The 24,835-nt window shown below is 26.8% G+C and carries 23 protein-coding genes; 8 read left to right on the top strand and 15 right to left on the bottom strand.

The window, feature by feature from the left end:
• Nucleotides 1-121 precede the first annotated feature (121 nt).
• Nucleotides 122-1,042, bottom strand: coding sequence for a homoserine kinase (locus tag I6E31_04570; GenBank protein MCF2639244.1), 921 nt, complete (start codon nucleotides 1,040-1,042; stop codon nucleotides 122-124).
• A 145-nt stretch (nucleotides 1,043-1,187) separates the two neighbouring features.
• Here I6E31_04570 and I6E31_04565 point away from each other — a divergent pair, with 145 nt between their 5' ends.
• A complete protein-coding gene (locus I6E31_04565) occupies nucleotides 1,188-1,871 on the top strand; it encodes a YjjG family noncanonical pyrimidine nucleotidase (protein ID MCF2639243.1) in 684 nt (227 codons plus the stop codon).
• A 225-nt stretch (nucleotides 1,872-2,096) separates the two neighbouring features.
• On the opposite strand, the gene I6E31_04560 is transcribed toward I6E31_04565, so the two are convergent.
• From I6E31_04560 to I6E31_04550, 3 genes are read right to left on the bottom strand one after another with little or no spacing between them, the layout of a single operon-like run.
• Nucleotides 2,097-4,013, bottom strand: a complete 1,917-nt coding sequence (locus tag I6E31_04560; GenBank protein ID MCF2639242.1) for an ATP-dependent helicase — start codon at nucleotides 4,011-4,013, stop codon at nucleotides 2,097-2,099.
• A 7-nt stretch (nucleotides 4,014-4,020) separates the two neighbouring features.
• Nucleotides 4,021-4,977 carry a Gfo/Idh/MocA family oxidoreductase gene (locus I6E31_04555; GenBank protein MCF2639241.1) on the bottom strand — a complete coding sequence of 319 codons (957 nt, stop codon included), beginning with the start codon at nucleotides 4,975-4,977 and terminating at the stop codon, nucleotides 4,021-4,023.
• Nucleotides 4,978-4,992: 15 nt separating this feature from the next.
• The gene (locus tag I6E31_04550) at nucleotides 4,993-6,510 is read right to left on the bottom strand and encodes an iron ABC transporter permease (GenBank protein ID MCF2639240.1); all 1,518 of its coding nucleotides are present in this window, start codon (nucleotides 6,508-6,510) and stop codon (nucleotides 4,993-4,995) included.
• A gap of 170 nt (nucleotides 6,511-6,680) precedes the next feature.
• Here I6E31_04550 and I6E31_04545 point away from each other — a divergent pair, with 170 nt between their 5' ends.
• The 5 genes from I6E31_04545 (at nucleotide 6,681) to I6E31_04525 (ending at nucleotide 11,299) form a co-directional block, all read left to right on the top strand.
• Nucleotides 6,681-7,682, top strand: coding sequence for a hypothetical protein (locus tag I6E31_04545; GenBank protein MCF2639239.1), 1,002 nt, complete (start codon nucleotides 6,681-6,683; stop codon nucleotides 7,680-7,682).
• 54 nt (nucleotides 7,683-7,736) lie between these two features.
• Nucleotides 7,737-8,324 carry a DUF308 domain-containing protein gene (locus tag I6E31_04540; protein ID MCF2639238.1) on the top strand — a complete coding sequence of 196 codons (588 nt, stop codon included), beginning with the start codon at nucleotides 7,737-7,739 and terminating at the stop codon, nucleotides 8,322-8,324.
• A 307-nt stretch (nucleotides 8,325-8,631) separates the two neighbouring features.
• On the top strand, nucleotides 8,632-9,012 hold the full coding sequence (locus I6E31_04535; protein MCF2639237.1) for a GrdX family protein: 381 nt from the start codon (nucleotides 8,632-8,634) through the stop codon (nucleotides 9,010-9,012).
• Between the two features lie 15 nt (nucleotides 9,013-9,027).
• Nucleotides 9,028-9,708, top strand: coding sequence for a hypothetical protein (locus I6E31_04530; protein ID MCF2639236.1), 681 nt, complete (start codon nucleotides 9,028-9,030; stop codon nucleotides 9,706-9,708).
• A gap of 259 nt (nucleotides 9,709-9,967) precedes the next feature.
• Entirely contained in the window at nucleotides 9,968-11,299 is a 1,332-nt protein-coding gene (locus I6E31_04525) for an MATE family efflux transporter (protein MCF2639235.1), read from the top strand.
• A gap of 169 nt (nucleotides 11,300-11,468) precedes the next feature.
• Here I6E31_04525 and I6E31_04520 read toward each other — a convergent pair whose 3' ends face one another.
• The 11 genes from I6E31_04520 to I6E31_04470 all read right to left on the bottom strand — a co-directional run bounded on the left by I6E31_04520 (nucleotide 11,469) and on the right by I6E31_04470 (nucleotide 22,965).
• Nucleotides 11,469-12,779: a TIGR02221 family CRISPR-associated protein gene (locus I6E31_04520; GenBank protein MCF2639234.1), complete on the bottom strand. Its 1,311-nt coding sequence runs from the start codon at nucleotides 12,777-12,779 to the stop codon at nucleotides 11,469-11,471.
• Between the two features lie 17 nt (nucleotides 12,780-12,796).
• The gene (locus tag I6E31_04515; GenBank protein MCF2639233.1) at nucleotides 12,797-13,987 is read right to left on the bottom strand and encodes a TIGR03986 family CRISPR-associated RAMP protein; all 1,191 of its coding nucleotides are present in this window, start codon (nucleotides 13,985-13,987) and stop codon (nucleotides 12,797-12,799) included.
• Nucleotides 13,987-14,343, bottom strand: coding sequence for a hypothetical protein (locus I6E31_04510; GenBank protein MCF2639232.1), 357 nt, complete (start codon nucleotides 14,341-14,343; stop codon nucleotides 13,987-13,989). Before I6E31_04510 ends, I6E31_04515 begins: the two co-directional genes overlap by 1 nt.
• Nucleotides 14,343-15,209: a hypothetical protein gene (locus I6E31_04505; GenBank protein MCF2639231.1), complete on the bottom strand. Its 867-nt coding sequence runs from the start codon at nucleotides 15,207-15,209 to the stop codon at nucleotides 14,343-14,345. The genes I6E31_04510 and I6E31_04505 overlap by 1 nt, the downstream gene beginning before the upstream one ends.
• A gap of 12 nt (nucleotides 15,210-15,221) precedes the next feature.
• Nucleotides 15,222-16,004 (bottom strand): hypothetical protein, encoded by a 783-nt coding sequence (locus tag I6E31_04500; GenBank protein MCF2639230.1) that lies wholly within the window; start codon nucleotides 16,002-16,004, stop codon nucleotides 15,222-15,224.
• Nucleotide 16,005: 1 nt separating this feature from the next.
• Nucleotides 16,006-16,473, bottom strand: a complete 468-nt coding sequence (locus I6E31_04495) for a hypothetical protein (GenBank protein MCF2639229.1) — start codon at nucleotides 16,471-16,473, stop codon at nucleotides 16,006-16,008.
• Nucleotides 16,473-18,089, bottom strand: a complete 1,617-nt coding sequence (locus tag I6E31_04490; protein MCF2639228.1) for a hypothetical protein — start codon at nucleotides 18,087-18,089, stop codon at nucleotides 16,473-16,475. The genes I6E31_04495 and I6E31_04490 overlap by 1 nt, the downstream gene beginning before the upstream one ends.
• A complete protein-coding gene (locus I6E31_04485; GenBank protein ID MCF2639227.1) occupies nucleotides 18,079-19,800 on the bottom strand; it encodes a hypothetical protein in 1,722 nt (573 codons plus the stop codon). Before I6E31_04485 ends, I6E31_04490 begins: the two co-directional genes overlap by 11 nt.
• 10 nt (nucleotides 19,801-19,810) lie before the next feature.
• Complete coding sequence (gene cas6, locus I6E31_04480; GenBank protein ID MCF2639226.1) at nucleotides 19,811-20,476, bottom strand: CRISPR system precrRNA processing endoribonuclease RAMP protein Cas6; 666 nt, start codon at nucleotides 20,474-20,476, stop codon at nucleotides 19,811-19,813.
• Between the two features lie 677 nt (nucleotides 20,477-21,153).
• The gene (locus I6E31_04475) at nucleotides 21,154-22,245 is read right to left on the bottom strand and encodes a DNA-protecting protein DprA (protein MCF2639225.1); all 1,092 of its coding nucleotides are present in this window, start codon (nucleotides 22,243-22,245) and stop codon (nucleotides 21,154-21,156) included.
• Nucleotides 22,246-22,269: 24 nt separating this feature from the next.
• Nucleotides 22,270-22,965 carry a hypothetical protein gene (locus I6E31_04470; GenBank protein ID MCF2639224.1) on the bottom strand — a complete coding sequence of 232 codons (696 nt, stop codon included), beginning with the start codon at nucleotides 22,963-22,965 and terminating at the stop codon, nucleotides 22,270-22,272.
• 322 nt (nucleotides 22,966-23,287) lie between these two features.
• On the opposite strand from I6E31_04470, the gene nfo reads away from it, so the two are divergent.
• The gene (gene nfo, locus I6E31_04465; GenBank protein MCF2639223.1) at nucleotides 23,288-24,154 is read left to right on the top strand and encodes a deoxyribonuclease IV; all 867 of its coding nucleotides are present in this window, start codon (nucleotides 23,288-23,290) and stop codon (nucleotides 24,152-24,154) included.
• An 18-nt stretch (nucleotides 24,155-24,172) separates the two neighbouring features.
• Nucleotides 24,173-24,679 carry a nitroreductase family protein gene (locus I6E31_04460; protein ID MCF2639222.1) on the top strand — a complete coding sequence of 169 codons (507 nt, stop codon included), beginning with the start codon at nucleotides 24,173-24,175 and terminating at the stop codon, nucleotides 24,677-24,679.
• Nucleotides 24,680-24,835 lie beyond the last annotated feature (156 nt).

Below are 24,835 nucleotides of genomic sequence, written 5' to 3'. Positions count from 1 at the left end.
TGTGACATAATGCTTCCAGTAATCAGTTAAAAAGGAGAATCCGCACTAAGCAAATTCTCCTAATTTTTAGCTGATTTTTAATTTTTTGTAAACTACATAGCTGAGTAGTTACTTTATTAGTTTAAAAATATTTTAACAGTAACATCAACTCTTTATAACTTTTCTCTTCTATTAAAGCACTCTCCTCTTTTCTCACAATAAGCCTATCTATCCTAACTAAAATAAATGCCAATGCCATTTTCAATATACCCATATCCAATAACTCCCACTCTTTAGAAGTTAATTTCCTTATGCTTTCATAGGCATCTAAAAATATTTTTATATACTCTCTCTCTTGTGTAGAATCAAATCTCTTAATTCTAATCCAAAAGTTAATCACAATTCCAATATCAAAAATAAAGGGAGCAGTTGTAGCATCATTAAAATCAAGAATCCCTACAATTTTATTATTTTTAACAAAGACATTATCTGGAAAGATATCATTGTGTATAATTCCATGTGGAAGAGAGGTAAAATCTATTTTTGATAGCTTATTATACAATTTTGAAATCTCATCTATATCAACCTTTGGAATATTAACAGATTTCAAATTTAACTTTTTAAAATAGTAGTTTTCATCTATTCTTGTTTTTCTACTTATAATCTTATTTTGAGAAAAATTATGTAATTTTCCCAATAATATCCCAATCTCTTTAAGATAATCAGGTGTAATTTTTTCTATTTTCTCCCCATCAATATAATAAAAAAGGCTCATAAGTTTATTGTTATATCTTATCAAAGTTTCACCAGATTTAGTTTTATAAGGGATTGTACAAGGAATTATTTTATTTAATTCCAATAAAAAATCTAGCTCCTCTTTTTCAGAATCAAAACTTCTATTTCCCTCAAGAACTCTTAAAATAAATTTCCCTCTATCTGTATTTAAAAGATAGTTTGTATTTAAGATTCCCTCTGGAATACCTTCAAAGGAGTATACCATTAAATCATATTCTTTTGCTATATTATTTATGTCCTCTTTACTTAAATATGTATAAACTGCCATATCTTCCTCTTTTTCCTATTTTAATTTCTCCCTAAATTTTAACATTTTTATAGAAGTTTTAAAAGGGAATTTTCAATATAAAATAAATATTGTTCAAAGATACATATTTTATGATATAATCTTATAAAAAAACAGGAGTGAAAAGATGAATTTTGATTTAATACTATTTGATATAGATGGTACACTTTTAGATTTTAATCTTACAGAAAAAAATGCTTTAAAAGAAACTTTTGAAGAGTATGGTTTTGAGTTTAATGAAAACATTTACACTAGATATCATAAGATCAATATTTTCTTTTGGCAAGAACTAGAAAAAGGGAATATTGATAAAGATAAACTTGGTTATGCTAGATTTGATCAACTTTTTAGTGAATATGGTTTAACTGGGGATACTAAAGAGTCTAATATAAAATTTAGAAAAAGATTGGGAGAGGGAGCATATCTTTTAGATGGAGCAGATGAGATTTGCAGATATTTTGATGGTAAAGTTAAGATGGCTACTGCCTCAAATGGGGGAAAAGATATCCAGATAAAAAGAATGAAAAAAGTCGGATTGGATAAATATATGAATTATATGTTTATCTCTGAAGAGGTTGGGTTCAATAAGCCTGATAAAAGATATTTTGACTATATTTTTGAAAAGATAGGTGACATTCCTAAGGATAGAGTTATAATTGTAGGTGACTCTTTAACTGCTGATATTAAAGGTGGTATCAATGGTGGAATTAAAACTTGTTGGATAAATTTAGAAAATGAGGAAAATAACAGTGATATTATCCCAGATTTTAAAATAAAAAGTATTTTAGAACTAAAAGAGATTATAAAGTAAAACTTATATTTTTAATATCAACTAGCCTTCATACTAAAGAATAAAGAATCCCTAGGCTCATTCCGTTGAAAATGCAAAACTCGCTCCGTAAACTTCGCTCAAACACGTTGCATTTTCTTAACTACATTTCGCTAAGGGATTCTAATATTCTCTAGTAAATTACGGCTTTTGTTGATATTGGGATAATATTTTTTATAATACAAAAATAAATAATATAGTTAAAAATTAGAACTTTAAAAAAGAGGATTTTTTGTTAAAATACCCCAATTTTTCATAAAAATACTCTGGATAGAGGAGATATAAAAACTCCTTACTTCTACTACAAGCTACATAATATAGCCTTTTCTCCTCTTCTAAATTCTCCTCACTTAAACTACTTGGAAAGATACCCTCTAACATCATAGGAATAAAAACAACCTTCCACTCTAGCCCCTTTGAACTGTGAACAGAGATCAGAGCTACCTTATTATCACTATCTTTTTTAGTTAAATATCTATTAAATTCTTTAATATAGTTTTCTAAATTAATATTTAGATTAATTTTTGAATTTATTTCAGCTATTTTTTCAAATTTCAGTACTCTATCTTGAATAATATCTTCCATTAAATTCATAGATATTTTCAAACTTTCTTCTAAAGTATAATCATTTTCTAACCATTTACATATTTTTAAAATCTTTGAGTTTTTCTCTTTTCTATCTAATATATCAAAAACAGAGATCTTACTATTTTTAGGAATATATTCTAAAATATCTTCCCAGTAGAGAATACTTTCAGGCTCTCTCTTTAGATTTAAAAGCTTTAAATATAGCTCAACTTCAAACTCTTGAACATTGTTGTCTATCTTCTTTTCATATGGAATGCTATTTTCTAATAAAAGTTTTTCCAACTTAATTACACTATATCTATCCCTGTAAATAATAGCCATATCACCATATTTTATTCCATCTTTCTGAAACTTCAATATCTTTTCAACTATAAATCTATTTTGGAGATTTTCATCTTTAAATTTTAAAATATTAGGTTTACCCCCTCTTCTCCCAGTAGATTTTGCAATCTTATTATATTTCAGATGAAATTTAGAGGCTATCTTATTGGAGTACTCCACTATCTCCTCTGTACTTCTATAATTTTTCTCTAACTTTATAAGATAACTATTGGGAAAATCCTCATTAAATCTTAAAATATTTTCAAACTCTGCCCCTCTAAACCCATATATACTTTGATAATCATCTCCAACTACCATTAAGTTCCCATCTTTTCCACAGATCATCTTCAATATATCCCTCTGCTTTTTATCTGTATCTTGGTACTCATCAACAATTATATATCTGTATTTTTTCTGAAGATATCTTCTAAAATCAATGTCACTTTTTAGCTTTATAAGGACTTTATCTATTAGATCATTAAAATCAAACAACCTATTGATCTTCTTATATTTTTTATAATCTCTTATTAAGTTTTCAAGAGGTTCCTTGTACTCTTTCTCCTTTTCAGTAAGGATATCATCTATATTTTTTCCCTTTTCTAGCCCCTCAATTATATTTAAAACCCTCTCTTTTCCAATTTCTAATTTTAATCTTTTCTCTCTAATAATTACCCCTATAATACTTTTTTTCTCTTTCTCATCTATTACTATAATTTTTTCCAAATTAAATAGATTCCTATTTTTTCCCATTAATTTCATGCAAAAAGAGTGAAATGTCCCAATCTCAACTTTTATATCCCTTTCAAGTAGATCTTCCAATCTGCTTTTCATCTCATCAGCAGCTTTTCTAGTAAAGGTTACCATTAAAATCTCTTCCTCTTTTATCCCTTGCTCCAATAAAAAAGCTGTTCTATATATTATAGTTCTTGTTTTTCCAGAGCCTGCCCCAGCTATCACCAAATACTGCCCCTCTATCGAAGTCAATGCCTTTAGTTGCTCTTCGTTGAGAGAATTTTTATAGTCAATCTTGTAATTCTTGTTTAAAAGAGAGGTATCAATCTCTTTTACCTCTCTCTTCTCTAAATTTTTAATATTTCTTTCTAGCTCTCTTTTTAAATCTTTTTTCAGTAGATTTTCTTTATCTATCTTTCTTGTAAAAATTCTATCCTCATCTACTGCCTTTTCTCTATCCCTCTTTTTAAATATCCCCCACATAATCCACCTATCTATTAGCTAGTTTTTCCATTATCTCTACAACTTTTCTCGATATATCAAAACTATTTACTTTAGATTCAATCTCACCTTTTTTAATAAGATTTACAAATTCATCTATCTCATAAATCATATCATTTTCAGCTACTTCCAGTTCTATATCTTCCTCTTTTCCATCTCTATATTTTATCTTTATCCCTTTAACTTGTGAAACCTTATCTATTACAATAGATCCCTTTTCTCCTAAAATCTCACTTTGAGATCTCTCATCAGTTATCTTAGAGTATGAAATATTCCCTATTTTATCCTTATATTTTAACAGAATTGAGCCACAACCATCTACACCACTTTCTAATATATAGTTATATCCAAAATACTCCTCTGGCTCTCCAAACATTGCAATAGCAAAATACAATGGATAAACTCCTATATCATAGAGAGATCCCCCTTTCATCTCTTTATTAAAGATATTTGTTACCTCTCCAGCTTTTAAAAGATCATATCTTGATGAGTATTGACAATATTTCAACATAAATTGTCTAATATCCCCTATTTTCTCTAAACTATCTTTAATTATTTTAAAGTTAGGATTCATTGTTGGTCTCATAGCTTCCATAAGAGCAACACCATTTCTTTTAGCACAATCTACCAATATATCAAACTCCTCAACACTTGGCACAATAGGCTTTTCACAGATAACATTTTTCTTAGCCTCTAAAGCCAATTTTGTCTGTTCAAAATGCTTTCCATTTGGTGAGGCTATATATACAGCAACTATTTTTTCATCCTTTAGCATCTCATTAATATCTGTATATACCTTTTCAATTCCATGTTTTTTAGCAAACTCTTTTCCCTTTGATTCGCTTCTTGAAAGTAGTGCATAAAGATTGCATTTACCACTATTTTTTAATGCTCCAATAAATTTTTCACTTATTGAGCTTGTTCCAATTATTGCAAAATTAACCATTTTTACCCCCTAAAACTACTCTTTATCTTTAAAATATTCTCCAATAATAAAAAACATAAACACAACAATTAAAATAACTGAACTAAAAGCAGCACTTTCCAAATATTTTTTATTTGCTACCATTGAATAGTTTACCAGTGATGCCACAGGAAACAGGTCCTCTAGCTGCATAGTGTAACCTATTGTAAACTCTCCAAATACAATGGCAAATATCTGTAAAAATGCTGATAGAAATAGATTTTTCAAAATAGGAAACTCAATATATCTAAATCTTTCAAAACCATTATTACAATCTAACATAGAGCTTTCCAACAAAATTCTAGGAAACTTCTTTATATATTGATACATAAATGAATACCCAACAGGGATACTACTCAATACATATCCAACTATCAGGAGAGCAATCAATGGAATATCAAATAGCACATTTAGATAAAAAAGTGAGATAGCTAAAAAAGCCCCTGATACCCCTAGATTGGCAAAGATTATAATATCTATCAATCTATTGTAATTTTTAATAATCAGATATATAAAGATAACTGTTATAAAGCTCACAACTGTTGAGATTCCAATAGAATTTACAATCCCCTTTATAACCTCAAATTCCTCGTTGAACTCTTGAGAAAATATCCTTTTATAAGCATCAAGAGAAAACTTACCTATATAATAGTTATAAAAAGAGAATACCACACTTGAAAATACAACAAAATATTGGAGTATCAAGTATATTATTGAATACCCTCTCATAAAGAGATTTTGTTTCTGAATCTCCTCTTCTCCCTCTAACTCATACTCAGTTATCTTTCCACCAATAGAGTTTAAAATTATAAGGATAACAAATTGTAATAATCCATATATCATAGCTTTAGAAAAGTTTAGATCACTCATTAAAGTTGTTGCTATCTCAACTTCTAAAGTTGAAAACTGTATTCCCCCTAATGAAAGAATTATCCCAAATCCTACAAAACAATAGGTAAAAACCAATATAAAGGCTCTAAAAAGTTGTGGCATTATCAAAGGAAGTTGTCCCGAAAAAAATATTTTTATCTTTCCAGCTCCATCTAATTTCATAGCTTCAACAATCTCTTTTGGAATCCTTTTTAATCCCTCACTTATATATTTTATAAAGATAGGTGAGTTATAAAAAACATTGGCTATTACAATAGCTTTTAAAGTATACAAAATATTTAAATTTCTGAAAAATTCCAAGTTAAAGATTATGGAAAAAATCGTAACTGTTGATATTACAGGGAAAAAGAATGGAATAAAAAGCAACCCTTGCAACAATTTGCTTATAGTTCCCCTTTCATATGCTGTTAAATAAGCTGGTATCAATGCTACAAGTAGAGCTATTAAAGTTGAGTATAACCCCTGCTTTATAGAAAACAACATTATGTTAAATGTGTCTCGTTCAAAAATAATCCCTATATCATTAATATTAAAAAAATCTCTAACAAAAAAATACAGTGGTGCAAACCATAGTACTCCATAAAAAAAGTTAAGTATAAAACTTTTGCTTACTATTTTTTTCATTAATATTTTCTCTCCTACTCTAAAGTTAACTTTATTATACCTTAATTTATAAAAAAATACTTAAAGTTTTTTAAATTTATTGTTAAATTATAATTTTGGTAAACCCTTTGATTTTTTATCTAAAAAATAATATAATGATTAATGAATATTTTAATTGTTAGGAGGATATAATGCTATATTTTTTACATGGTGACACTTCACCACTTCAAATAAAATATGAAGAGTTAGTGGAAAAGATAAAAAATGAGTTTCCTAAAATTCCTGAAATATTTTTTGATGCCTCTCAAAAAGAGGAGGAGCAGTTTTTTCAAATTGTTTCTACTAATTCAATGTTCTCTCCTAAAGAGCTGATAATTTTAAAGAGAGCTGAAGAGATAAAAAATCTTGAATCTTTTTTTAAATCTTTAAAACTTTTTAGTTTAGCTCAAAAAGAGATAATAATCGTATATGAAGAATTTTTAAGTGATTATGGAAAGATAAAAAATGAAGTTCCTAAAAAAGCTATGAAAGTTATAGAGGAGATAGCTAAGGTTATATGTTTTAGAAAGGAAAATGAGAAAAAAGCAGGTATATTTTTTGTTCAAAAAGAGCTTAATATCTCAGAATATGAGGCTGAAAAATTTATTGAGATAGTGGGAAATGATTTTTTCAAGATAAAAAATGAGGCTGAAAAGGTTAAAAACTTCTTAGATGGTGAACTTTTTAATCTCACAAAGGTAATGCCTATCTTATCTATCAATAAAGAGTACAATCATAAACAGCTTATTGAGGAGTTTTTATATCAAAAAAAAGTTACTCCACTTTTAGAGTTTTTACAAAATGAAAAGGAGTATATGGGATTTCTATATATTATCTCTGAAGAATTGATTTTAAACTTAAAGATAGCACTCCTTGCTAAAGAGGATATAATAACTAAAAATACCTCTTATAAAAAGTTTAATGATTCTATCTTTGAAAATGTAAAAAAATATTTTAAAAGAGATAATGGATATTTTCATCCTTACCAAATATTTTTAAAATTTAAAAATATAGGTGATTTTCAAGTTGAGTTTTTAGAAGAAAAGCTACAAAAAATACTTGAGATAGAATTTAATATTAAAAGTGGTATGATTGATGATGAGATAGCTGTTGAAACATTTATAATAAATTTTTTTCAAAATAAAAAGGATTAACTTTTATTAGGAGTATACCTCTAGTAGATAAACAAATTTTACTGGAGGTTTTTTATGTTAACTGATAATGTTTTTATTGACATCTTTGATTTAAAAGGTTCATTAAAGAAGATTTGGTATTATTACCTTATAATCGGGATCTTATTGGCTGTTACAGGAGCAATGGGAATATTTACTCCTGTGGTTTTCTCTATCTCTCTTATCTATATATTAAGTTATGGATTTTTACTAATGGGATTTTTAAATGTATACTATGCTTTTAAAGGTAGACACAACAAGTATTTCCATTGGGGACTTATACTTTTTAATGGTATTATAGATATACTTGCAGCTATCTGTATATTTGTCAATCCATTCCAAAGTGTAATTGTACTTTTAATATATATAGGTATATTAATTATGTTTAAAGGATTCTCACTTATCTTTACAAAATCAAAATCTTTTGCAAACGAGATCCCTGAAACTCATGGTTTAAGAGCTCTTGCTGTAACTAGAGGTATATTAGATGTTATCTTTGGAGTTATGATTATTCTTTGTCCTTTAATTTTAGATTTTATCCTTCCAATGATAATAGGATTCTATCTTCTATTTGCTGGACTTTTAATGATTATTTATAGTTTCCAAATTAAAAAAGCCGATTAAAATTTATATTTTACTACTTTTGTAAAATATTTCTTGCAAAAACAACAAAATTTGATATACTATCTTTATAGTAGTTTTTTTCTGAAAATTGGAGGGAGTTTTCTCTCCTTTTTTCTTTTATACAGATATTTGTGTTTATTGTAGAATAAGTACATTGATATTTTAATTATAGCAGTTCTATATCAAAAAATTAAATTAAGTTCATAATTTAAGTTCCGTTCAAATTTATCTTTTTTATTTTTTTCTCACTCTACATCTTGACGAATTGTAGTTTATGTGATAATAAAATAACGGGAGGTAGATTTTTATGGAATTTATTATTATTACAAATAACAACAAGGTTTTTAATTTCTATAAAGAAACAAATGAAGTTTTCTATTTTCAAAGATTAGATTTTTTAGAAATCTTAAACAAAGTAAAAGAACAAATTTATCAGGGGCATAAACTTCTTTCAGATCCTATTATGTACAATCTTGAAAATGTTGAAAATCCTTTTAAATCAATTGCTCTTTCTAAAGAGATCTTTGAGGATGAGGAACAAAAAAGATTGATTGATAGTGTTATTGGAATTGCTAAAAAAATTCCTGGTAGAAAAAGTTTTTCTGAATTTGATGATATGACTCTTGAAAGCTTTAGATTTGTAGATTTGAATATTCTTCGAGATGGTGTAAAAGATTTTAACCTTTAGTATTAGGAGGTTTTTATGGTACAATTTTATTTTAAAAGAATTGTCGAAAAAATAAAATTTAATTTTATTCCAGTTTACGATATCGAGGATAATTCTATCTATGGCTATAAAATTATAAAAGATTTTACTGCTATTGGTTTTGATGACAAAGAGATTATGTATCAACTTGCATTTGAAGAGGATATATTTGAAACTTTAATTCTTAAAATCTTAGAAAAATCTTATCAACTTGCAATTGAAAAAGGATATGGAAATAAAAAACTTTTTTTTACCATAAGATTAAACTATATTTTAGACTGGGGATTATTTTTAGAAAGGGTTCACACTCTAACTAACTCACTTAAACTTTCTGAAGAAGATCTGTTTTTTGATATAAAAGGGGTTAAAAATTGGGATAAATTAGATTGTGAAATAAATAATTGTAATTTCAATTTTAAAAAAATTTATAAAGAGGATAGAAATACACCTCTTAATCTAAATAATATTAATGCTTGTGATCCTGAATTATTAGAGTTAAAAGATATTGAGGCTTTTTTAGTTATTAAAGAATTCTTAAACCAAGATATCAAATTTATTTTTAAAAGAAATAATAATCCTAATTTAAGTGTAGAGGAGTTGAGAAAATTAGGGTTTAATTATTACTATATTAATAACAATAGCAAAGTAAAAATTGAAGAGGATAGTGAAAACGGATAATTAAATATATTTAAAAAGTAAATAAAAGTGAGAAAAAATTATAAAGTATCTGCTTTAAATAGCTTTCTATGATAAAAATAAGTTTCATAGAGGGCTATTTTTATTAAAAGAAAAGGAGATATTATAACTGTTTTGGCAAAAAGAAAATTTTATGGTTTAATGGCTTTTTATATTGAATTTTTTATAAAATCTTGTATAATAATATAAAACATATATATAATACATAAATTAATTTTATAAAAATTTAAGGGGGAATAGTATGAAAAAAAAGTTGGATTTGGAAAATGGAAATCTTACAGAACTATTTATTAGTTTTGCTATGCCAGCTACTATAAGCTTGATTATGACATTTTTGTATACAGTAGCTGATGGAATTTTTATTACAAGAGGGGTAGGAAGTGCTGGAATTGCTGCTGTAAATATAGGGTATCCTATTATTAACTTTACAGTTGCTCTTAGTTTGATGTTTGGAATAGGGGGAGCTACCCTTATAACCTTTAAAAAAGGAGATATAAAATATCAAAACAAATATTTCTCACACATAATTTTTCTAAATATTGTAGTGTATATTATCGTTGCAATAGCAATATTTCTATTTACAAATCCAGTAATGATGGCATTGGGAGCAAGTGAAGAGCTATTGCCAATGATTAAAGGGTATATGTATCCTTGTACTGTATCAACTTCATTTTTAATGATAGCTACCTCTTTAAATGCAGTTGTTAGAAGTGACAATGCACCTAAAAGGGCTATGAAGTCAACTCTTATTGGGGCTGGAATGAATATAGTACTAGACTATCTATTTATCTTTAAATTTCATTTAGGGATAGAAGGGGGAGCTTATGCTACTGCCATCAGCCAAATAGTTGCAGCTATCTATCTTTGTAGACATTTTGTTGGGTCAACTTTTAAACTTGATCTCTCTTGGAAAAATTTAGATTTTAGAATAATGAAAAGAATAATTAACATTGGCTTTCCATCTTTTGTACTGGAATTTGCTGTGGCTATAATCACTGTTCTTTTAAATATAGCCTTTATGAAAGAGGCTGGAGTTTTTGCCACATCTGCATATGGAATTATCTCATATAGTTTTATGTTGTTTAGAATGTTATTTACTGGACTTTCTCAAGGGATACAACCTATTGTAAGTTATAACTATGGAAGAAGGAACTTTGGAAGAATAAAAAAAATTCTTATCTATACACATAAGGTTACTTTTGTAATTTCAATAATCTCACTTATTGCAATACTGTTTTTAGGAAAATATATGGTAAATATCTTTACTTCAGATATTGAGTTGATAAAAGAGTCAGCAAAAGGGTTTATCTTATATTCAGCAGCTCTTTCATTTTTAGGATTTAACTTTGTAAATATAGCTTATCTTCAAGCAATAGATAGAGCAAAAATTTCTAATGTGATATGTATGTCGAGAAGTTTTATCTTTGTATTTATCGGACTTTTAATTTTACCGAAATTTTTAGGAATTAATGGAATTTGGTTAGCTCTTCCCTTTGCAGATTTTATGACAGCTATATTAACAATTCCATTTTTGAAAAAAATAACAACAAATTATATTAGTACTTTAAAATAATAAAAAATATTAGATAGATGATTTTAGGTGTTGGTACTTAGATATATTAACACCTTTTTTACTTTTTTGTAAAACTTATCAAATATTTAATTTAATAATTTGTTGGCAATAAAATAACTCCAACAAAAATTGCTGGAGTTACCTTAAAAATTATCTGTTTTTACATAAATTATTTTTCTAATAGATTATTATCAAGTTCCCAATTGTAGATAAATCCCTCTTTAGATAACATATCCTCTAATTTAGCACAATAATTTTCTAAACTTATTATATCATTTATTGCACTATCCTTTTGCCCTAGAGAGTGAGCAATATCATTTCTAACCCTTCTACTGTGATCAAAAATCTTATAATACTCTATTATCTTCTTGTTTTCATTATCTTTTTTAAAGTTTGGTCTTGAAACTCTAGGCTCTAATTTAAAGAACCATTTTCTAGCATAATCTAGTAATTCCTCTTCACTTTTATCAGGATAAAACTCCCTTAACTCATCTGCTACATATCCCTTTATTGCTTCATTAATATTGATATATGCCATAGCATATCTACTTTGTTTATAGTGCCACTTAGCCAATCTCACTTGAAGAATAAAATCTTTTTTTACTCCATCAAACTCTTTTACAAACTCTCTTACAATTTGAGGTATAAGCAATTTACCTGGTCCTTTCATCTCATCAATTTCAGGTAATAATTTTTTTAGAGAGTTTAAATTTTGCTTTAAAGTTCCAATATAATTAAGGTTCATAGCATGAGAGAAAGTTTTCAGTTTTTTTCTCAACTCTTCATTTTCAATATTATCTAATAAAAGATAACTATTTCCATAATTTTTAAAAGATTGAGCTCCTTTAATCCATTTTAAAAGTTTATAGAAAGCATTTAAATCAATAATTGGAGTGATGTTGCTAGTTCTATCAGCTATTTCAAACATTCCATAAGAGATCATCTTTATCTCAATATTTTTATCCATAAGATCTGTTATAAAATTCATAACTAAAAACATCCACATGGCATTAGATCTAAAAGAGTGAGTAATATCAATATATACTTCATCTCCATCTTTAAGGGTGTCTTGTAAGTTTAAAATAATATTAAAGTTATCAAATATCTGCTCACTATCCACCCCGTATTTTGTAACTCTTCCCTCTATCTTTCCATTAAATATATTATTAAACTTCTCTATTTTTAATTGAGAGATATCCATATCTTTATTAGCTTCTACTATAGTTTCAAATAAACTCATAGCATACTCTTCATCATAATCTATATTGTATTTTTTACAATAGAATTCATAAAGATTATCCCACATTGAGCCTACTGTTCCTATAAAAATTGTTTTATCTATTTGAAAATGCTCTTCAATAACTGAGGCAATGAAACTTCTATTTTCATAGACTTTTCCTTCTAAAGAGTAGTTAGTTTCTCTATACTTTCCATCTCTTTTTTCTCCACCACCTATACCTGCTATTAAAATTTTAGCCATAGTTCTCTCCTTTTAAATTATTTATAAGATAGTATTTCAGGCATATTTCCTTTATTTGAATTCCTTTCAATATATGCCCCTTCACTGAAATCTAATTTATTTTCTTCATTTAAAATAACTCTTAATTGTTCTAACTGAGAATTATTTTTTAAATATTTATTTTTAATCTTTTCAAAGTAGATATTTTTATCTCCTGTTTTTTTATTAGAAACAAACAATGAAAAATTATATCTATTTTCTTCAAATAATTCCAAAGAATCTATACTTATTTTACAACTACCTAAACCTAATGCTTTTCCTCTTCCTATCTTATGAAGTAGATCTTTTTCAAGTTCTAAAGCATAAATTAACATTCCCAACTCAATATCTGTTAAATTTTTAAATTCCACTTTAAAAGAAAATGTTTTCAAAGGCTTTAAAAAATGAACTGTTGTAGTTGTTGGTTTAGCTCTATCTTTTATTATATTTTCATAATTTTGATAGTTTTTCTTATTTTCTAATTGATTTGTGTGATGCCAATAAAACTTTCTTCCTCTTATTTCTCCAAATCTATCTAAATAATATTTTTTTAAAGTTTCTCTAGGCTCTCCCATAGGTTTTAAAGTAATTACAGTAGTAGAATTACCTACTTTTGGAAGTTTTGCATCACTAAAATAAACTCTTCCACTATATGCAGAGTTTCCGTTTTCATCTGCCTTTTCTACAGTTGTTCCAAATAATCTACAAGCAAAACAAAGTCTTTTTAAATTATCACAAGGTTTAAACTCTTCAGGTACTATCTCTTCATTTTTACATCTTATACAACTGTGAGTGATAGTTTCTATAATATTTCTAATCTCGCCTTTAAGTGTACTTGCTGAAATTATGTAGTTATCTTTATCTTCTAAAAATTGTTCAGTAGTATGTTTTCCAGATTTTGATTTCTCTCCACCTGTAAAAATTGGAGTATAATTTATTAAACTACACTCTATTTTACCACTATTTTTTCCTAATTTTCTCTCTTCTTTTTCTACTTTATCTCCTAAAGAAACAAAGTTAAAAGGATAGGTAAATAAAGTTGAGTTAGAACTTTTTGGAGTAAAATTGTTTCTTTCTTTATATTTTTTAGGTTCATATTTAGAATAATCTTCTTTTTTTTCTTCAACTTTTCTTTCTATTCCATGTGCCTTTGCTAAATCATCTAATGAAAAGCTTTTCTTTTGTGCCATTATCTCTCACCTCCAACTATACCAATATATTGGAAAGTCTCTATTCCACTCTTTTTCCCAAATCTTACTTTTAATCTCTTTCCATCGTTTAGATAATAGTATTTAATCTCCTCATCTACAATATCGCTTTTTTTGATTTCACTATATCTAATCTCTTCATCTCCAAAATTAAAAGCAGTTATCATAAAGTTATCATTAAAAATATAAAGCTTATAGAAATTTGTATCCAGAGTTTCTAACTCCCCTCTATATATTTTTCCCTCTCTATCATAGTCAATATATTGTATAGTTAGATCTTTTTCCTCTTTTAATCTCTCTTTTATCTCATCTAAATTAAACACTTTTAAATCTTCCATTATTCCACCTCTGCAAAAAGAGCCTTAATAAACTCATTTGGATTTTCCACATCTATCTTATTAAAGTTTTCCTTTAATTTTAAAACCTCACATAGATATTTATCCCCTATTTTTATTGATTTTTTCTCTATTCTTTCAAAGTATTTATTCATATTTTTTATAAGCTCTTTTTTACCAAAATATTTATAATACAGCATCTCTTCAATCTCTAACTCAATCTGTCCAAATCCCCTTGTTTTAGAGTTTCCGATTCTTAATTCCCCATTTATACTATCTCTTAAAATAAAGTATAAAGTTTTTAACTCTTTAAGTGAGATATTATTTACAGTTATTTCACTAAGAAAGTTTTCAGTAGTGTATTCAAATTTTAATGGAACAGTTGCCTTTCCTGAAAAGTGATCTATTGGAGTGATCGATCTAGATTTTAAAATATCCTTTAAACTTTCGCTGATTTTGTCACTATCAGAATAAAATCTCTTTCTATTATCAACTTTATATAGAAAAGCATCTCCAATAAAGATTCTTGTTTTCAATGCCTTTTCTCCCTCAGATACTCCATAAAGCTTTTCAATCTCATCTTTATTATTATCAAGAATATCTAAAGTTCTATCTCTAAATGCTCCTCTTAAACTAGATCCAGGAATATAAATCTCCCCTTTTCTATTATCTTCAGTGATTTTTTCACTACCACCATTATATTCTAATTTTGTTCCTGTACTTGATTCAGTAGTTAAAAATCCTATGTAGTTTCCATCTTTATCTTCACTATCTTTTTCTTTATTTCCTAATTTTATCAATAGGGGAGACAATGGTTTTATTTTTAATTTTAAAATTAATTTGTTGTCTAATCTTAAAAACTCTCTCATTATAGCTCCCTCCTATTCTATTACTAAATCAATATCATCTATTTTTAAGAAATCCTCTTTTTTAAGAGTTCCCATCTTTCTTTTGAAAAGATAATCTTTTAGATTTGATTTATCTACATATTCAATTTTATCTATATCTAATCTACATTTTCCTATACCTCTTGAAAGTTTTCCTCCAAAAAGATCTCCTTCAAGAATATCTTGTAAAGCTAAAGCTACTAAGTTAATTTGATACTTTTCAAGATTTTCTAGTTCCATAACAAATTCAAACTTTGTTCCTGATGGTAACACATCATAGTCAAATTTAGCTCCCTTTTCAGTTGCTCCAGTATTTCTATCAATTTTTATTCCATCTCTTTTTATAGAATCAACCTCAGATAAGATCTTCATATCAGCTATATGTATTCTTCCAGCCATACTTTTAAAACTATCTATCTGTTTTAGATCTTTATATCCTAATTTTTTAGCTACTCTATTTTTAACTTCATCTTTTTCTCCATCTAAATTAGTATAACCAAAAATTAGTTTAACATCAGCAGAGTTTAATTTATCATTTGTGTTTTTATCCTTTAAAACTATTCCATTATCCTCTTCTAAAAATCTCTCTAACTTAGTGCTTAAATATCCTCTAAATGAAGAACCAGGAATATAATATAATTTCTCACCATTTACCTCTAAACTCATAAATGGAGAATCATGATTTTCCCCCTCTTTTCCACTACCAATATGCAAAGCTGTTAATACTATTAACTCACCAGTTATTTTGTATCTATTCTCAAATTTTGAAAAATCCATATTAATTTTCCCCCTTTTCTCCATCTAATTTTTCTTCTTTTAATTTTTTTGCACCAATACTATATCTAACATATCTTTTTATCATCTCAAAAATTACTCTATTCTTTTTATTTTCACTTTGAAACTCACTATTTTCTAAAAAGTTTTTTTTGAAAAACTCATAGAACTCTTTTGTTCCTTTATTTTCTTCATTTCTTTCAATCTGCTCTTCAACAAATTTTTCTATCTCTTTACTTTTAAATGAAAAATTTCTTCCCTCTAAAATTGAATAAAATCTATTTAGTTGGCTAGAGTTTACCCCATCTAAAGCTCTTTTAAATTCTTCCCTTTCAATATATTTTTTTAATATATCCTCTTTGCTCTCAGCTAATTTTTCACTATCTTTTTTTATCTCTTTTCTTTCTGTAAATTCTCCAAAAAGAAATTCACTTTTATACTCTTTTTTCTTTCTTGTAACTTCAAATTCCACTATTTTTCACCTCTCTCACTAGAGATTTTCACTCTTCCAAATCCCTCATTTTTTCTAAGTCCAAGCCCTTTTTCCTCTATCTCTTCAAGTTTTGGTAAAATACTATTAAAATCATCTATCTCATAAGTTAAAACACTACCTCTAGTGATTACCAGCTCATCAACTTTTCTAATATTGTTAATTATATTGTATCCACCTAGTTTCCCTGTGTTAATATAACTTTTATTTTCTATAAATTTCATCTTTGAAATTCCAACCAATGATTTAAATTGCTCCCCTACATTGTATATAGTATTAAATGGTAGAACTAAATCTGATTGTAGATCAAAAGTTAAAATCTTTTCCTTAGCTTGTTTTTGTAACTTTTCTATTCTAGCTTTTAAATTAACTCTCTCTTTCTCATATTTTCCAAACTTTATAACAGCTTCTCCAAAACCTTTTGATTTCATCTTTCCAAGATAGATTGTATAATCTTTATTTTCATCAACTAATCCCTCTGGTAAAACTATATCTCCAATTAATTTTTCATCACATTGTAGATACTCACTATTAAATAGCATTCCATCTTCTACTGATTTAGTTTGAGAGTTAATAGCTATACTAATCTCATTTCCCTTTGCTTTTAGCATAGTTGTTCCTTTTCTCTCTAATTTTACCCCTTTTCCCTTAGATTTATCCTCTATCTCATTTCTAGAATCTACTATCTTATCTGTCTCTATCTTATCTCCATTTATTGCATACTTAGTTATAAACTTACTAGCTAAACTTATATCTCCAGAAATTGCATCTGATGCCTCTATACAAAGCAGATCTTCCAATAAAACATCTTTAGATTTTGCAAAGTACTCTATCATAGCCCCTCTAACTGTTGAACCTTGAATAGAATCCCTTACCTCTACATAGTTTCCTATCTCTCTACCTGTCAATATAAATGGCTCTTTTAAACTTAAAGTATAACTATATTTTTTCAGTTTTCCATTTAAATTTGCTTTTGAATTTTCTTTGTTACTTTTTAAAATTTCAGATATTATATTATCAATAATATCCTCATTTTCTTTATATTTTAACTCTCTTTCTTTAATAAATACATCTACTTTTCCAATTCCCCTAGATTTAAAACCACCAATAGTATCTAAGTGAAATAGACAAGCTAATATAAATTTTAGATCCTCTCTATCTATCTTATCAGGAACTTCTATATCTCCCTTAAACTCTGTTCCAGCTGTTATATGCTCATATCTAAAAAGAGAGTTGTGAACAGTTGTTCTAGTTTTTCTATCTATTTTTATTCCATATCTATCATCAATATTGTAATTATTCTTATCAACTAAAACTAAATTGGAAAATCTTATCTTATCAAAGTTATTATCTTTAATGTAATTTCCCTCTTTACCAAAATATTTATCTATAAATTTTTTTGTTTCCTCTTCAGATTCTCCCAATCCCAACTTAAATTGAGTTACTCTCTCTTTTAAAATCCCCTTTATATGCTTTCCATTAAAAAATGGTTTTCCTTTACTATCTACTTTTACAACTACATCTATATCTTTCCCTATTATCCCTAAAGATGCTGTAAGAGCAGGAGTTTTAAGTTTAACTGTGTAATTAATTTTCATCAGCTTCACCACCTACAAAATCATATAGCTCTACAATATCAAAAATATTGTTAAAATATTTTTCAAACTCTTGGTAATCATAGTCAATATTATAATTTTCCTTTATAAAGTTAATGTGCTCATCTTTCATTTTAGAAAGAATATTTATAAACTCCATTTTCTTTTCAAAATCTTCTAATTTTTCATCTCTCTTTAGCTCATAAATATATCTTAATTTATTCTTTGGAAACTTAATCTCTTTTAATTCCTTTATTGTAGTAAATAATTTCTCTACATTTTTAACTTTTGAACTTTCCTCTATATCAATAGCATATGGTCTTTCCATAACTAGATTATCTTTTTTCTTAACTTCATCTTTTTTATTTATTGTTTTTCTAAAGCTATCTATATCAACACAACCTTCAGAACCTATAACTTGGAAATCAATAAATCCTGTTTTAGCACTATGCTCATATCTCTTAGCTTTAGCAAGTTTTTGAAGTTTTAATGCCTGTTCAAAAAGTTGAAAAGCTGGTGTTTTAGATTTTGCTATAATAACCCCTGAAGAAGAAGTTATTCTACTATCTTTAGCCTTTGTATCTTGTATATAAATTTTCATTTTCTTTTCAAATATTCTTTGGAATTTTTCAGAAAGTTCTAATACTAATTCTGGATTAAATACTGCACAAACATCATCTCCTCCAACAATTAGAAACTCACCAAATCTCTTCTCATCTTTCTTTTTATCAAAAATCTCACCTATAGCTTCAATAAGAGCCTCTTTTGTATTTTTATCCAATGTTTCACTAAATTTATTTAAGAAACCTAAATACTCCTCTTCAACTTTTGGATTATTAGTTTCTTTTTTAAACTTATCAGATATATTTTTTAAGAAATCTCCCAATCCATCTCCATCACTATACATAAACCCTATAAAGCTCTTTCCATTTTCATAGTCACTTATCTCTGTTCCAAGCTCAATATTTTTAAATTTTTCTTTCATATTATTATAGAAACTGATTTTCTTTCTATTTTCATTTTCTAAATTTTTATCTTCAATCTCTTTAATTCTATTTGAGAATATAAGTTTTCTTAAACACTCTTCACAAATAATTCCTTTATTATCTCCACTTGTACCTGTTAAATCCTTTATTTGCTCTCTAAGTGCTGGTATTCTTAATGAATAATTATCAAGAATTACCTTTCCATCTTTTACAACTAAGCCTATATTCTCTAAATCTCTTTCTAAATTCTTCACTGATATTTGAGCTGAATTTCTTCCACAAAGTTCACATTTCTCAACTCCTATAAAATCAAGATTCATCATAGGGAAACCTTTACTTTTTTCAATTGCTGTATTTTCAGCTAATTTATCTATATCTTCCCAAATCTTTCTTCTATTTTTGCTATTATCTCCACCTACTTTATACTCTGTTTCAGCAAAAGAGGCTACAATTTTTGAATTAGGAGCTTTTATTTTATATGCTTTTTTTACCTCTTCAGCTATTTTTTTAGCTGTATCTTCACTATCTACAAAAAACTTAGCATTTCCAGCTCCTATATAGATAATATCCTCTTTTTTAACCCCATTATTTTTTAATATTTCTGGAACAATTATTTGATTTAGATAATCTAAAAGATAACTTGCTCCTCTTATTATTCTCAACTTATTAGTAGAAAATAAAAAATCTTTAATCTTAACTGTTTCCACAGTCATAATATATCTTGACATAAATACCCCCTTAGCTATTTATTTCTATTTTTCCATAACCATTTTTATTTTTATAACCTACTCCATTTTTCAATCCATAGTTTAATATATTTTCAAAGTTTTCAATAAACTCACTATCTATATTTTCAAAATCTAATTTTAATTTTCCTTTAAAAGCTGTAGTTATAAAATCATTTAATTGAACCTCTACACTTTCTAAACTATTGTCAATTATATTGATTTTCTCAATATTCTCTCTTGAAATATTGATTTTATTTTCTTTAAGAAGAGCTTTATTAAATTTTCTCAATAACCAAGAGAAAAATAGATAGTTGGAATACTCACCTTTAAAATTAGAACTGATTTTAAATAGTGTTGGAGTTAAAAAATCTATTGTTAATATTTTATCTTCCAATAATCTTTTACACTTCTCTAACTTTACCTCTTGTATATCTAAATTAAAATTTAAAATCTTTAATTTTCTATTTTCTAACTTTAATTTAGTAATCTCATTTATTAACTTATTTAGAAACTCTTTCCCATCTATTTTTAAAATCAAACTATTTTTTTCTAATTTAATCTCCTTTAGGTGAAATACTTCATCTTGTAGCTTTAAACAACTCAAAACTTCAAATCTTAAAATATTTTCTTTTATTTTTATCTCTTTTCCCTTAAATTTTATTATCAATCTATACATATATCGACTTCCTTTGTACCTCTATATCTTCATTTTACAACATTATTAAAAAAATCAATAGAACTATCCTTAAATCTTTATTTTAAAAAATTTTTCTATTAAAATTACTTGTTATTTCACATATAAATTACATCTTGTTTATAAAAATCATAGTTTGGAATATAGCCATATTTATAACTTCTTAAATACTCCTCTTTATTTATTGGCATACACAATGTCTTGAAATATAAAGTTCCATATACTCTTTTCTTTGAGATATTTTAATTTTATACTTCCCTCTTTCTTTTTTGGGGAAGATTTTTACTTTTTTTAAAGTTGATTTTTAAAAAACTATATGTTATAATTCTAACTAAGATAAAGAAAAGGGTAGAAAAAATCTATTATTACTAAAGAAAGCTGCAAAGAATGAAAAATAGAGAGTATTATAACCTCTGTTATATAACAAAAATAGAAAAAATTGTTTCTAATATAGGGAAGAAAATAAAAAGTGTGTTTAAAGCACAAACCTATACATACTTTATTCACATTGAACCAAGTATCATAAATTGAGGGTTTCAGCGATTTACCTATTAGGAGACATTACCAGTTAAAATAAGGTTACAAAAAAAGAGAACTATTAAAGTTCTCTTTTTAATTAAGCAATAAACTTATAAATATATCCCCTTATTTATAAGTTTTTACCACAATTTTTCCTGCACTTCTCTATTTTCCATTGAAAAATTTATATTTATTTTTTCCTCTTTACCTATTAAAATATTTTCAAAATCTCTTAACTTCTTTACCCCTATAATCTTTTCTTTTAATTTTTTAGAGATTGTTACATTTCCAGCTATCTTTTCTTTTTCATCTAAAAGCTTTATATTCCCCTTAACTACCTCTTCTTTTCTTAAATCTGCTACCTCTCTCACATCTAACACATATGTTTCTCTCCCCTGCTCCAATGAATATTTTACAGTATGTAAAGTTCCAGAGTTATCAGAAGTTTCCACTACAAATATCCCTTTTGTCAATCCAGATTGAAGTCTATTTCTTAAAATAAAATAGAGATTTACACTTTTCGTACTTGGTGGCAATTCTGACATCAAAAATCCATTATTTTCTATTATTTTTCTAGCCAACTCTCTGTTTTGTTCTGGAAATAGATCTGTTGCTAAACCTTGTCCTAATATAGCTCCTGTAGCTCCTAAACTACCTATATGTCCATACTCATCACAACCTGTTGCTAATCCACTTATATTCCACCAACCTCTATTTAAAAGAATCTCTCCTAGATTTTTAGCAATTCTATTACCATACTTTTTATCTGGTGTTCTTGTTCCTATTATTGCTAAAGATTTTTCTAACTCCCTATCTTGTGGCAGATATCCTTTATAGTAGATTACAAATGGTGGTACAGATAGTTCTTTTAAGTTTTTAGGATAAGTTTTATCTAATAATGTAACTATTTTTATGTTGTTTTCTTCTGCTAGATATAATTCTTCTTTAGCTTTTTTCATATATTTATCATAATCAAAGTTTGAAAATAGATTTTCAATTATCTCCATTCTTTTTCCTAAATCTTTTTTAGGGTAAGTTTTTATATATTCTTTTCCAGCTTTTTCTAAAATTAAATTTTTTCCACTATCTTTAAAAATATTTATATTTTCATTTATAGAATTTTTTAATACTAAATATAGTAATTCTGAATCATATTTTTGTCTTACAAATCTTCCTTGTATTATCTCTGAATATAGTATTGAAAATATTATCATCTCTTCTTTTGTATACATTTCCTTTTCTCCTATCTATAAAAATTAAATTGCTGTTTTTTCCATTGAGTTTACAAAATCAATTAAATTTTTCATTAATCCTTCTGTTCCCCCATCATATTCATAAATAGTTGAAGAACTATTTCCAATCTCATAAACTTCATTATATGTTCTTGCTAAAGTTAAAAATTTAGCATCTATTCCATTAGCTCTTAATAGATCATAGCAATCTTTAATATTATGCCCATTTGTTATAACATCATCAAAAATTACAACTTTTTTACCTTTTAATTTTGCTAAATTCTCTCTTTTTAATCTGATACATCTATCAAATGTTTTTGCTCCACTACTATTTGGACAATATTGACTCATATGCTTTGTTGTTACATCTTCACTTAAATATAGAGTTTCATAATCAGCCTTTAATCCCATTGAAGTTAATTTATTGCAAAATCCTTTATATCTTCCTTCAAGTTTCTCTTTTTTAGAAGTAGGAACACATAATAACACTAAATCCTCTTTTTTACAATCAAATATTAAAGGTAAATATTGAGATATTTTCTCAGCTAAAAATTTTCTAAATAACTCACTTGATGAAGTTTCTCCTTTAAATTTAAACACTAAATTACGTAAATTCTCTCTTTGAGGATTAATACCACTTTTTACATAATGAAATAGAGATATTCCCTCTATCTCTGGTCTTTTTCTTAATCTTACTTTCATATAACTATTATTTTTCATCTGTTTTCCTCCTAATCTTTCTTTGCTCTTGCTGATACGAAAATTATAGAAAATAGGTTTACTAAAAATAGGTAGATAATTTACCAAAAAAATATTTTTTTATAAAATTAAAATATTAAATTATATTCTAAAGTTAGAAATAATAATCAAAATAAATTTCTTATATCAAATTGTTTTTCATATTAAAAAAAGGAGTTTTTATTTAATATAATAAAAAAATTATGCTATAAAACTAATTTCTATTTAATCAATTATTCCTTTCAAAATATTGTATTTAGCTCTAATTGTGGTATAATATTGTTATCAAAGAAAAGGAGAAAAAATGAGTAGAGAAGAGAGAATTAAAAATAAATTTATTGGAGCACATGTAAGTACAACAGGTGGAGTTTTCAATGCTCCTAAAAATGCTAAGGAGATAGGAGCCAGAGCTTTTGCTCTATTTCTAAAAAATCAAAGACGTTGGGATGCAAAACCATATACAGATGAAGATATAGCTAAATTTAAAAAAGCTATGGTTGAAAATGGTTATAGTGCTGATTATGTATTACCCCATGATAGCTATCTTATCAATTTAGGAGCAGAGGACACAGAAAAGAGAGAAAAATCATTAAATGCCTTTATTGATGAGATGAAAAGATGTGAGGCATTGGGGTTAAAATATCTAAATACACACCCTGGAAGTCACTTAAATGAGATCAGCGAGGAAAAATGTATAGAAAATATTGCTGATTGTATCAACAAGGCTATTGATGCCACAGAGTATGCAATAGTTGTATTGGAAACAACTGCTGGACAAGGTTCAAATATGGGATATAAATTTGAACATATTGGAAAGATAATTGAAAAAATTGAGAATAAAGATAGAGTTGGAGTATGTATTGACACTTGCCACTCTCTATGTGCTGGTTATGAGCTTAAAGATGAGGCTGGATATGAAAACACTATGTCAGAGTTTGAAAAGCATATAGGGTTTAAATATCTAAAAGCTGTACATCTAAATGATTCTAAGTTTGATACTGGAACTAGAAAAGATAGACATGACAGCATAGGGAAAGGTGTTCTAGGAATGGAGTTTTTTGAAAGACTTATGAATGATCCTAGATTTGACAATATACCTATTATTCTTGAAACAATAGATGATACTATTTGGAAAGAGGAGATTGAACTTTTATATAGTTTAATTAAATAAACATAGGAGGTTTTTTATATGGATTTTTTAAGTAGAAGAACAGTGAGAAAGTACAAAGATAAACCAGTAAAAAAAGAAGTGATTATGGAGCTTATGAAAACTGCTCTAGTTGCTCCAAGTGGAAGAAATAGAAGACCTTATGAATATGTAGTTGTAGATGATAAAGAGTTACTACAAAAGCTTTCTGTATCTAAAGATGGAGGAGCTGGATTTATGGCAGATGCACCTTTAGCAGTTGTGATATTTGTACATGATACACCAACTTGTTTAGATGATGGAGCAATAGCTAGTACAGTTATCCAATTAAAAGCACATGAATTAGGTTTAGGTTCTTGTTGGATTCAAACTATGGGAAAAGTAAACAGTGAAGGACGTTCAACAGAAGATGTAGTAAAAGAACTATTAAATGTCCCAGCTGAATTAAAATTACATAATATGATATCATTAGGATATCCAGATGAAGAAAAGCCTGCTTATACTGAAAGTGACGTAGATATGGCTAAACTTCATTTCAACAAATTCTAATAAAATTTGTCTTTTTTATAGATACACTTGTAAAAAAATATTGACATTTATTTTTTTTGGTAGTATTATAAACATATATTAATTAAACAAGAGGAGAAAATTATGAAAGTCACTAAAGTTCTTAACAACGTAATACATCATCACCATCATAGATAG

The organism is Fusobacterium varium (assembly GCA_021531615.1).
Classification (GTDB): Bacteria; Fusobacteriota; Fusobacteriia; order Fusobacteriales; family Fusobacteriaceae; genus Fusobacterium_A; species Fusobacterium_A varium_C.
This window is presented reverse-complemented; position numbering and strand designations above follow the sequence as displayed.